We start from the raw sequence: 11,543 nt of genomic DNA on the forward strand, positions 1-11,543 counted from the left end.
ATATGTTTTTAAAAAGGCTTAATTTTACATTTTTCATTACGTTATGCTTGTGCCTTTTGTCCTCCGTTTCAAAAGCAGATCAACCATCTATTGAATCACAAAAATATCCTGTAATTACAGCCACCACCCAAACTTCCACAACCGTGCATAGCTTCTCAGATTCTATTAACAGTATCTGGGAACAAAGAATTACTTCAACGGATTATGCGTCAATCGTTAAACGTATTAATAAGATAAAACTCGATAACGGGTTTACCAATCTTTATCCATACAGCCTTGCGCTTATTTATGAATCAAATGAAAAGGCATCAATGAAATTAGTGGACTACGCAGCATTGTTATCACCGTCTATGCCGGAGCCGTACTTGTTGTTGTCATACCATATTTTAACATCCAGACATCCGGAGTACGCCAATGCGTTAATGTATTTAATGAAAGGCATTAAGCTCTTTTTTGCCGATCCTTACAATCTTATGAGATTTATATCAAACAGGCTCATCAATATTACCTTCGCTATATTTTTTACATCCATTATTTTTAGCCTATTACTGTTGTTCAGGTATTATCCTCAAATACATAAAACCGTAAGAAGTATATTGCCCGGCATTGTTCCCAATTATGCCATAGTTGTCTTTGCCATAATAATAGGGCTGATACCATTATTATTCGGTTTGGGGCCTATATGGCTAATAATTTTATGGCTTTTTATGACACTCATTTATCAGAAACCTGCCGAACGTATTTTAAGCATTGGCTTTATAGCATTTCTTGCCATGTTTACCTATATCACGCTTATCGGAGTTGCTACTATTCTGGAACCCGTGGAACAGCCTTTGACAAGCATAATGGACATTTATTATGGGACATCTTTAAAAAGCGATATATACAAATTAAAATCTTATGCAGACAGTCATCCGGATGATCTATACAGTAACTTATACACAGGACTTTATCTTAAGAAGACAGGGGATTACGGCAGCGCCTTTACCTATTATAAAAGGCTTATAAACGATGGATATGAGAACTCACCTCTCCTGCTTATTAATATGGGCAATCTTGAATATGCAATGGGGAATAAGGAAATTGCAGAACAGGATTATAAAGATGCAATCAAAATTGATCCAGCTTCTTTTGAAGCACACTATAATCTGGGGCAGCTCTATCTGGCAAACGCAAATATTAAAGGAAGCAACGAACTTGATAAAGCAAAAATCCTTAATCCTTCATTGTTCGGTTACTTCGCATCTATCTATGATAAATCTAATGTAAATAGAATTTTTATAGATGCAATGCCATCAGCAAATAGTCTTGCATATCGGATGTTCAAAGACACATTAAACAATAAAACCGCCATATCTTTAACCTCATTAATTATAAGCAAGTTCATAACCTTTCCAGGCGCATCAGGGCTTCCATCTCTCGGTATATGGCTTTTGATTGTATACCTGCTTTTGATATTGTTATCTAAATATATGGATAGACCCTTAAGGTGCAGATCATGCGGCAAACTGTATAACGCGTTTAACAGGAATGACGAGTATAGGAAACTCATATGCAATGATTGTTTAAACTACCATGTAAAAAAAGACCTGAAGAATGATAAGAAAAAACTTGAGATCATTCAGAGAATAGTTAAGTGGAAAAAGTTGTTAAAAGAAATAGATATGTCTGCTTCTATCCTTATCCCAGGTGCTGGATACATATTAAGAGGCTTAACTTTAAGAGGTGTACTGATCCTATTTGTTTTTAGCTATCTTTTAATAGAATACATTACGTCGTTCGGATTGATCTCCAATATATTTCCTGTAAACATACCTTTTATCGTTATGTTAAAAACAATAACGCTGATCGCTGTTATACTTTTGTATTTATTAAATCTTCTGTTTTCATATTATGGTGAGGCAAAATGGTTTTGAAAGGCTCTCTCGGAACATTTGACATTATATCTGTTATCCAGATGCTAACATCCCAGCAGGCAACAGGGATATTACATGTAAAGGGCGTAAAAAAAGACCAGTATTTTGATGTATATCTGGATAATGGTATGTTTGTGAAGGCAATACCGATGCAAAAACCCTTTATAATCTACCTGGCAGAGAGACTGCAAAAAGCAGGTATATTAGATGCGGGACAGGTAAAGGTTTTAAGCAGAGAGGCAAAAAGAACCGGTTTATCAGAAACAGATATCCTGAAAAGGTTTCCCGTCACTGTCTCTGATATATTTAATTTAATAAGATCTGTTTCCAGTGAATCCCTGCACATAATGCATCATCTAAAAAAGGGTTCCTATGAATTTGAGCCTACCAAGATAGAATACGATCCATCCATTATAGAACCGATAAATGCCGAGTTTATTTTGATGGAATCCGCAAGGATCGTTGACGAGGTTACGCAGATCAAGTGGAATTATACAGATGACATGGTATTTAAAAGAACCCATCCTGAATCAAAAGAATATGAAATAAAAACACAGGATAACGCTGTTTTAAGCATTATAGATGGTAAAAAGACAGCTATAGAGATCTATTATATGAGCCTGCTCAGCAAAAATGAGGTATTGCTTATACTGACAAATCTGCTTCAAAACGGCATGGTAAGTATTTATCTAAAAGGGAAGGAATTTAAAGCCGCTAAACCTTCTATATTTTCAAAATTCGTTTTAGCTGCAAAAGCTGTGCTCACATTTATAATAAATGTCATTATTATACTTATGATACTTTATTATTCAAAGGTAAACCCATTCAGATCAAACGGGTATACTGTTAATATAACCTACTCCAACATATTGCAATATATAGGCAATTATCAAAAATTAAGGATAGAGAATGCAATTGATATGTATAAAATAGAATTCGGCAGGTATCCTGATTCCCTGGATGTGCTTTTAACCACCCATATATTAAAGGCAGATGATTTGACTTTCCCGTATGGCAGTGAATACTATTATAGCAAGGGTCATGATAATTATATTCTCCTCGAACCAAAATATACAGCAAGGTAAGGTGTTATCCAAACAGGTATGATAGCAAAAGAAGAAACACGAGTTTTTGAATCGAATGAGCTTGCCAAGGTTTTGTTTGGTGTTAATAACGAAAACCTTAAGGTTATAGAAAATAATTTTGGTATAAAACTCAATGTACGGGGTAATGTCCTTAATTACAGTGGTGAGACGGAAACTGTTAAATTGGTTAATGTATTATTGTCAGAGCTCTATAACGTAGTGGATAAAGGATACGCAGTAAGCCCACGCGATATTTCAAACGCAATTGCCATAAAAAAGGAAGATATTACCATAGACCTGAGTTCTATCTTTCTTGACGATGCGCTTATAAATCTTAAAAAGAAAAAGATCGTACCAAAGAGCTTAAACCAAAAATTCTATCTTGATGCTATAAAAAAATACGATATTGTTATAGCAATAGGGCCTGCCGGAACTGGGAAAACATATCTTGCAATGGCAATGGCACTTATTATGCTTTTACGTAAAGAGGTTGATAGAATCATACTTACAAGACCTGCGGTTGAGGCGGGAGAGAAGCTTGGTTTTTTGCCTGGGGATATAGCCGAAAAGGTATCCCCGTATTTGAGGCCGCTTTATGATGCGTTATACGATATGATGGATCAGGACCGCGTAAATGAATTGATATATAAAGGTGTTATTGAGGTGGCCCCGCTTGCTTTCATGAGAGGCAGAACCCTGAATGATGCGTTTATTGTACTTGACGAGGCTCAGAATACGACATCCGAACAGATGAAGATGTTTTTGACAAGGATCGGATTTAATTCCAAAGCCATTGTAACTGGTGATATAACACAAATAGATCTTCCAAAGGATAAGAACTCGGGACTTGTGGAAAGTATTAAGATACTTTCCGACATAGATGGCATTAAGTTTATCAGATTTTCAGAAGTTGATATTGTAAGGCACAGGCTTATTCAGGAAATAATCAAAGCTTATGAAAATTATGGACAAAAAAATAATACACATAAGATAGAATGAATCTCATTAATACGACTAAATCCCGATTGATCTCATTTTATTCGGCATCTTTAAAAAAGATGCATACCGTCTCAATTGTGAATACACATCCTGAGATCGTCAAAACGGTCTTCATAGCAATCATTAGCATAATCATCGGCATAATTGTAGCTCCTGTAACAAATATAAAGCCTATAAAAAGTTATCATATAGGGGACATAGCTAGACAGACAATCCATGCACCGGAGGATATACACGCTATTGATACCGTAGGAACAAAAAAGTATATAGAAAATTTAATCCGGTCCCTGCCTCCCGTTTATAGATATAACCCTTTTACAAAACAGCATGTTTTTTATATGCTCATAAAGGTTTTCCGTACCGGAAGATTCATGATTGCATCGCATAATACCCTGAACGAGATAACGGATAAAATAAACGGCTATTTAGAGAAATTCTCGGGCCAAACATTATCCCAGGGCACGATCTCCTTTCTATATAAAAGGAACTTTAGCAAATATTACGAAGATAATTTAATAAGCGTGATGCAGAAATTTTATGATAAATATAAAATAGTGGTTAAGCTCAATGACGTACAAAGCCATACAAGCACTGGTATACTATTAAATACAAGAGGTGTTGGTAAATCATATATACATGATTTAAACAATTTTGTAGATCAACAAAATGCAAAAAGCCCTTTGTTTGACTTGATTACCGTTACTTTCCCTCAATTGTCTATCAACGATTATATAGTACTTACAAACTTTGCAGAAAATTTTATTGTACCGGATGTTAGGTATGATGAAGAGGCAACAGCTGCAATAATCGCAAAGGCAAAGCAAGCTTCAAAACCCGTTCTAATACATATCAGAAAGGGAGAAACGATCATAAGAGAAGGTGAAGAAATCAATTCAAGTGTTTTTGCAAAATTAAAAGTTCTCACCGGTAATAGGATGGTTGTGTACTGGTATGCTTATGCATTACTGTACGCAATCATAACCTTTATATCCATTTTTGCAGTGGTTGAATTCTCTCAGAAAAACATACGGAAGTTCCGGGTAAGCTTAAAAGACAGCATGTTCCTTTCCATAGTGCTTTTGCTTACCATCATATTTGCAAGACTCTCAACCATGTTTGTTAATATCCATGAAATTGGTTCATTTATAATACCGTCCTCAGCCTATTATTACGCAGTACCAATAGCGTTTGGGGCGATGATCGTCAGACTTATACTTAATTCAGAGATAGCAATAGGTTTTAGCATAATAGCGGGTTTACTATCTTCTATCACGGTATCCGATGGTATGTTTATACCTCTATACTTTATAATAAGCGGTATAGTTGGTGCACATACACTTGCAAGATGCGAGCAGAGAACTTCCATAATTAAGGGCGGCGTAATTGTAGGTATTGTTGATATACTGCTTGTAACATCGTTTATGTTTATAAATGGAACCGACACATTGGATACATTTATTATAAATGGATCTATGGCGTTTTTGGCAGGCATCGTTTCCGCCATACTTGTTACAGGACTTACAGCAGTTTTTGAATCCATTTTTGGATACGCAACAGATATAAAATTACTTGAACTTGCAAACCTCGAGAATCCTTTATTAAAAGAACTTTTTGTTTCAGCGCCCGGAAGTTACTACCACAGTATGATGACAGCAACCCTTGCTGAAGCAGCAGCGTCATCCATTCATGCAAATCCATTACTTTCGAGAACGGGCTCATATTACCATGACATTGGAAAGATCAAGATGCCCGATTATTTCATAGAAAATCAGGCGAACATGGCAAACAAACACGATAAACTGCTCCCGAGCATGAGCAGTCTTATAATCATATCACACGTAAAGGAAGGTAGGGAGCTTGCAAAGGCATACAAAATTCCGGATAAGATCATCAATATTATCGAGCAGCATCATGGCACAAGCCTTGTTAAGTTCTTTTACGAAAAGGCAAAAGAGAAGAACGGTATAGATATAAAAGAAGAGGAATTCCATTATCATGGACCAAAACCCCAGATAAGAGAAACGGGTATTGTTATGCTTGCCGATGCTGTTGAGGCGGCGTCAAGAACTTTGAAAGAACCGAATCCAGCCCAGATAAAGGCGATGGTCGAAAAGATCGTGAATAATAAATTTATGGATGGCCAGCTTGATGAATGTACACTTACATTGCACGACATAAATGAGATTAAAAAGAGTTTCATAAAAATATTAGTAGCCATTTTCCACAAAAGGGTTGACTATCCTGGTTTTAAGTTCAATCAATTGTCCAACAAAACAAATGGATATTCAAATATCGTTCCATTACCGAAGAACAGATAAGCCTTTTAAGGTTGTAAGAACTTCCTTAAAGCGGTTTGCTCTAAATATAAAAACATCTTCAAGAATATATGTCGCTCTGGTAAGCGATAAAACAATACAAAAACTCAATGCAGAGTTCCTAAAAAAGGATAAACCTACTAATGTCATGTCTTTTGAAATGAATCAAATAGAGCCTGAAAGCGGTCTGCTCGTTACCGGAGAGATCATCATATCGGTTGACACAGCAAGAAAAGAGGCTTTAAACGCAGGCATACCACTTGAGCAGAGGCTGATCGAGCTTTTTGTTCACGGTTACGTCCATCTGCTTGGTCTTGATCATACAAAAGGTAGAGCAGAGGCACTAAAGATGAAAAAGAAAGAACAATATTTTTTACAAATGTTTGATTAAGATAACATTATGCCATGGATTCTATCGATCATTTCCGGCTTATTGATTGGATTTAGCTTTCCGAGGTACGGTGTTTCCATATTTGCGTGGTTTGCATTTGTACCGCTTTTATTGGCTTTAAGAAATTCTACAAACGGTAAAAGCTATGTTTACGGATTTTTGACCGGCATTATTGCCAACATTATTATTCTTTACTGGGTTGTCGTTGCAATGAATAAATACGGCGGCATAAACATTGTCGTTAGCATTATTGCACTGATCCTGCTTTCAATAATCATGAGCGGATTATATTACGGAACTTTTACATTTATTATAAACTTGTTCGGAAATGCGTCTATTGTTGGTGAGTTCATTTATGTCCCTGTTTTATGGGTTTTACTTGAATATATAAAAACATTCCTTTTTTCCGGGTTCCCATGGGAGCTGCTTGGTTACTCTCAATACCGTGATTTGGCACTTATTCAGGTTTCAAGATTTACAGCCGTGTACGGCGTATCATTCATTATAATGCTCTTTAATACCCTGCTCTACGAGATCATCGTATGGTGGTATGATATTGAGAGAATAAGAACAGCAAAATACCCGTGGATATTTCTTAAGGTTATTGCTGTATTTTTGCTGACAACCATAAGCCTTGTTTATGGAGAGATAAAAATGAATAGTATAAATAATGCCATAAAAAAAACCAAAACCACACTAAATGTGAGCCTTATACAGGGCAATATCGATCAGAGTATCAAGTGGAACCGATCTTATCAAAGCAGCACAATGGCTGAGTACTTTTCGTTAACCGATCGGGCTATTAAATTATCACATACCGACCTCGTTATATGGCCTGAAACAGCAACACCATTTTTCTTCCAGTCCACGTCTGATTATGGCGCAGCGATGAGTGATTTTGTTAAAACCAATCACGTGTATCTTTTATTCGGCAGCCCTGCTTATAAATTTACCAATAAAGGGGTTGAATATTTTAACAGCGCATTTTTGATGTCACCGTCTGGCAACATACTCGGCAGGTATAATAAAAGGCACCTCGTACCTTTCGGAGAGTATCTGCCGTTGAAGCATGTTTTCTTTTTTTTAAAAAAGCTAACATCAATGCTGGGCGACTTCACGCCTGGGAAAAGCAACCAATTGCTGCATTATGATAATGTAAAAGCAGGCATACTGATCTGTTATGAAATCATTTTTCCACAGTTATCTCAACAAGACTCAAGAGATGGGGCAAATCTACTTGTTACAATAACCGATGATGCATGGTTTGGAGATACTTCTGCGCCTTATCAACATTTATCCATGGCAGTATTCAGGGCTGTTGAGAATGACAGGTTTGTTGTAAGAGCCGCCAATACCGGCATATCCGCTGTAATATCCCCAACAGGGAAAATATTGGAACAGACGAAACTGTTTGTGCCTGGATTTATAAATTATAGGGTAGCTTTGATTAACACGAAAACATTTTACACATTGAACGGGGATCTGTTTGTTTTAATATGCGCCGTGATTTTTATAGTTTTCGCGGTTGTTTATGCATATAAGTTCATGTTTATAAAAAAGGGATAAAAGGCATGTTTATTGCATGGTGCTTTGTCTGTTGTCGTTATGGAGCATGACCATAGTTTTTTGGCTTTTCACCGCGCAGCAGCCTGGTAAACATGGACATTTGTAACGGGTGAAGGCGGAAACAGCCCCGTATATCTATACGCCCTTGACTACGATGGAAAGGGGTGATTAACAAAGATAGAATTAAGTTCTGCGAATCCCAGGTTTACGGTTCCGCCAGGGAAATGTTTTGCTGCCGAAGTAGAAAAGCAAGACTCATTTTTTCCGGGGACCTGCTATTGCGGGCCGCCTTGCTGTGTAATAGCTTTCTAACGTGGTAAAATATAAGGAGAAGTAACAGTGAATGCCGAAAAGAGTAAAAGGGTTTGTCCTGTTGAAAGGGCTGGTGGACTTGATAACTGGATAAGAAGATTACTGCAAAACCCGAAAAAAATACTAAGACCATACATCGAGAAAGGAATGACAGCCCTTGATATGGGCTGCGGACCAGGCTTTTTTACGACAGAATTATCTAAAATGATCGGTGGTTCAGGTAAGGTTATTGCCGTTGATTTACAAGAAGGGATGCTTGAGAAGCTAAGACAAAAGATTAAAGGAACAGTATTAGAACAAAGAATTGAATTACATAAGTGTTCAAATGATATTATCGGTGTTACGGAAAAGGTGGATTTTGTTTTAGCATTCTACATGGTCCATGAGGTGCCGGATCAGGATAAGCTATTCGGAGAACTGCTATCGATCTTAAAACCAAAAGCAAAGATACTGGTCATTGAACCTTCGTTTCATGTTTCAAAAGAGTCATTCGAAAACATGATAGATAAAGTAAAAAGTATCGGATTGGAGGTTATCGGAAGACCCAAAGTATCTTTTAGCAGGGCAGTATTGCTAACAAACAAGGACAAAAAATGATTATGATAACATGCTTGGTGTCTCGTCTTACTTGTCATTGATAGGAGCGAAGCCAAAGGCGCCGTGACAAAACAATCCTTCTTTCAACCTATCCGATTTTACAGGGGGCAGGGGAGATTTATTCCACCATTCCTCCTAATTTCAATTCTATAGGGAAGAATTCGGTAAATTGGTAAGGTAAAAACTGGTCGCAGAGCCATATTATTACCCTATATATAAACTACAAAATACCGTGTACAATGTCCACGTTTATCTGCCCTACGAAATAGGTTGTACTGTTTTTCCCCTTTTGACAGAGTATTAACAATTGTGGTACGGTTATTGTATGGCAAAATCTTTGATCATGAAATCCAGAGGTTTTGCATCGGAGAAGGGGTTCATCCTAATACTTAGTACGTTAATTATCGGTTCTTTTTCTCTACCTTCAGCCATGGCAGACGATCTGCACCAACTTTATGGAGTAAATCATAATGGGTTATATATTGGAGGAGGAGGTGGCTTAGAAATCCCTACTGGACCGGACGAAGATGGTTTTTCAACAGGAATTGGTGGGGCATTTATGATTGGCTATCAGTTTATTAAGAATCTTGCAGTTGAAATTGGAATAAATCAGGGACTAGGGCTATATAATAACAACGGCATATCGGGCACATGGAGTTTTGCCGACATATTTTGCTTTGATATAAAACCTATAATACCCCTTTCATCAGGTAGTAATTTGCATTTCATTGTAGGCATCGCATATGCGGGAGATCTCTTTGGCAATTCCGTTACAGCAACAAACTCAAGCGCCATTGCTCAATTGGGTCCGGGTACAGGAATTGATCTTGGTATTGGATATGAGCATTATATAACTAATAGTAGTTGGTCGCTGGGAGTAGAAATTATTTATCATCATGTGACTTCTGAACAGGCAGCAGATAATTCTGGTTATTCATACATTCTACCTTATCCTGAAAATGCAAGTGCTACTTCTATAAACTTTACGTTCATACATCATTTTTAAATGGGAATGACTTTTTCTTGTTACCGGGATTAAACTGCCCTGAGTATAATCAGGGACAGATACCAGTTTCGTTATACATTTACAATAACGAACTTATATAATATCGGCAGTGCATACATAGAATAGCAAGTGTTGTTAAAAATTATCCATACCATGTAGCTCAGCGAGGAAGCTATCGACAGCATATTTTTGAAGAGAAAGAAGAATTCATTGATGGAGTTTGTGGAACTGAGCAAGGCAGTCGTGACTGCGCTGGAAAAGAAAGTATAACTAGGGCTGTACGTTAATGAGCGTGTCCTCCCTGTTTGTATGGACTGGAAGCCACATCGGCTTTATATTATATCTATGTTCACGACTTCTGTTTCGAAAAGAAAGGGGCTCACAAGTATACCTCTTGTTGTCTTAAGTCTGGTGCTGCTCGCAGGATGGACGCAGCATCCCGGTAAGAACGCCGGCTTTATCATGGGGGAAAAGATCAGTTACGTAAAATTTCAGACCGAGTATAAAAAGGGCTCGGGGTTAATACCCGGTAAAAAATATACCCTGTACGCCTGTATCGACGGCACCGTACAATTGCCCTTTTATAAGGGCATACTGTCGCAGAGTTATTACTACGGCAGCTCATGTTATTCTCCTGATGAATTGTATATCAGCGGTGATGATTTCTATAGCGTGCAAAAAAGGATAGAGTTTAAAAATATGAAGGGCATGTATTGGGTTACGGTTTACGTTGATATTGACGGAGGTATCGTCGTGGTTGATTTTAAAAAATGAAACATGTGTACCATTCCTTTAATTCCTTATCTGTTCCCCATTCCCGTGGTAGCAGAGAGGGTATTTTGAGATCGTCATTCCCGCCCCGCATTCGGCTGGGTAAACTCCGGCTGTAATCCGGTTTCAGAGATGAAAGTTAGAAAGTTTCGGAGTTGTAGAGTATCGAGTTGATAGGTATTTCTCTGCAACTGCTGTGCTGTGTCTCTTCCAGTATACTATTCATATTTCAAGGGCTACCCCTATGCTCCCAAGCTAAAACACCATCCGTCGAAAGAGAAGAATGTAGCCATCTATTTGCTCAAGAGGTATAGCAATCTGAGCAATGCAGAGATCGTGGAACATTTTGGATTAAGCTATTCATCAGTGAGCAAGGCCGCCGGCAGTTTGGAAAAGCAAATGTATGAAGATAAAGGATTGCAAAAGGAAATCAATGGTATCTTTTCACATTTCAAGGTCTGATAATCATATAAAGTGCACCTCCTGAGCATACCAGGGACATCTGTTTTCTGATATGCTCATAGATAAAAAGACACAAACCAGTTTGCCACAGGAGGTGTCTTAATAATCACAGGAGGTGCTTTG

The 11,543-nt window shown here is 37.6% G+C and carries 10 protein-coding genes; all 10 read left to right on the top strand.

Features of this window, described 5'->3' with window-relative positions; translation table 11 throughout:
* Window positions 1-2 precede the first annotated feature (2 nt).
* The 10 genes from M1381_02035 to M1381_02080 all read left to right on the top strand — a co-directional run bounded on the left by M1381_02035 (window position 3) and on the right by M1381_02080 (window position 11,420).
* A complete protein-coding gene (locus M1381_02035) occupies window positions 3-1,916 on the top strand; it encodes a tetratricopeptide repeat protein (protein MCL4477868.1) in 1,914 nt (637 codons plus the stop codon).
* Window positions 1,907-3,001, top strand: coding sequence for a DUF4388 domain-containing protein (locus tag M1381_02040; GenBank protein MCL4477869.1), 1,095 nt, complete (start codon window positions 1,907-1,909; stop codon window positions 2,999-3,001). Before M1381_02035 ends, M1381_02040 begins: the two co-directional genes overlap by 10 nt.
* A gap of 18 nt (window positions 3,002-3,019) precedes the next feature.
* Window positions 3,020-4,000: a PhoH family protein gene (locus M1381_02045; GenBank protein ID MCL4477870.1), complete on the top strand. Its 981-nt coding sequence runs from the start codon at window positions 3,020-3,022 to the stop codon at window positions 3,998-4,000.
* A complete protein-coding gene (locus tag M1381_02050) occupies window positions 3,997-6,318 on the top strand; it encodes an HDIG domain-containing protein (protein MCL4477871.1) in 2,322 nt (773 codons plus the stop codon). Before M1381_02045 ends, M1381_02050 begins: the two co-directional genes overlap by 4 nt.
* On the top strand, window positions 6,278-6,706 hold the full coding sequence (gene ybeY / locus M1381_02055) for an rRNA maturation RNase YbeY (protein MCL4477872.1): 429 nt from the start codon (window positions 6,278-6,280) through the stop codon (window positions 6,704-6,706). The genes M1381_02050 and ybeY overlap by 41 nt, the downstream gene beginning before the upstream one ends.
* A gap of 9 nt (window positions 6,707-6,715) precedes the next feature.
* The gene (gene lnt, locus M1381_02060) at window positions 6,716-8,272 is read left to right on the top strand and encodes an apolipoprotein N-acyltransferase (protein MCL4477873.1); all 1,557 of its coding nucleotides are present in this window, start codon (window positions 6,716-6,718) and stop codon (window positions 8,270-8,272) included.
* A gap of 339 nt (window positions 8,273-8,611) precedes the next feature.
* Window positions 8,612-9,181, top strand: coding sequence for a class I SAM-dependent methyltransferase (locus M1381_02065; protein ID MCL4477874.1), 570 nt, complete (start codon window positions 8,612-8,614; stop codon window positions 9,179-9,181).
* Between the two features lie 325 nt (window positions 9,182-9,506).
* The gene (locus tag M1381_02070; GenBank protein MCL4477875.1) at window positions 9,507-10,187 is read left to right on the top strand and encodes a hypothetical protein; all 681 of its coding nucleotides are present in this window, start codon (window positions 9,507-9,509) and stop codon (window positions 10,185-10,187) included.
* A 345-nt stretch (window positions 10,188-10,532) separates the two neighbouring features.
* Window positions 10,533-10,961 (top strand): hypothetical protein, encoded by a 429-nt coding sequence (locus M1381_02075; GenBank protein ID MCL4477876.1) that lies wholly within the window; start codon window positions 10,533-10,535, stop codon window positions 10,959-10,961.
* A gap of 198 nt (window positions 10,962-11,159) precedes the next feature.
* Entirely contained in the window at window positions 11,160-11,420 is a 261-nt protein-coding gene (locus M1381_02080) for a hypothetical protein (protein ID MCL4477877.1), read from the top strand.
* The last annotated feature ends 123 nt before the right edge of the window (window positions 11,421-11,543 follow it).

It is taken from the genome of Deltaproteobacteria bacterium (genome assembly GCA_023382265.1).
Lineage (GTDB): Bacteria > JAMCPX01 > JAMCPX01 > JAMCPX01 > JAMCPX01 > JAMCPX01.

Bases quoted from the DNA above. Each gene is read 5' to 3' on its own strand.
- M1381_02040 (MCL4477869.1), top strand. From the start codon at position 1,907: ATGGTTTTGAAAGGCTCTCTCGGAACATTTGACATTATATCTGTTATC.
- M1381_02035 (MCL4477868.1), top strand. From the start codon at position 3: ATGTTTTTAAAAAGGCTTAATTTTACATTTTTCATTACGTTATGCTTG.
- ybeY (MCL4477872.1), top strand. From the start codon at position 6,278: ATGGATATTCAAATATCGTTCCATTACCGAAGAACAGATAAGCCTTTT.
- M1381_02045 (MCL4477870.1), top strand. From the start codon at position 3,020: ATGATAGCAAAAGAAGAAACACGAGTTTTTGAATCGAATGAGCTTGCC.
- lnt (MCL4477873.1), top strand. From the start codon at position 6,716: ATGCCATGGATTCTATCGATCATTTCCGGCTTATTGATTGGATTTAGC.
- M1381_02070 (MCL4477875.1), top strand. From the start codon at position 9,507: ATGGCAAAATCTTTGATCATGAAATCCAGAGGTTTTGCATCGGAGAAG.
- M1381_02050 (MCL4477871.1), top strand. From the start codon at position 3,997: ATGAATCTCATTAATACGACTAAATCCCGATTGATCTCATTTTATTCG.
- M1381_02075 (MCL4477876.1), top strand. From the start codon at position 10,533: ATGTTCACGACTTCTGTTTCGAAAAGAAAGGGGCTCACAAGTATACCT.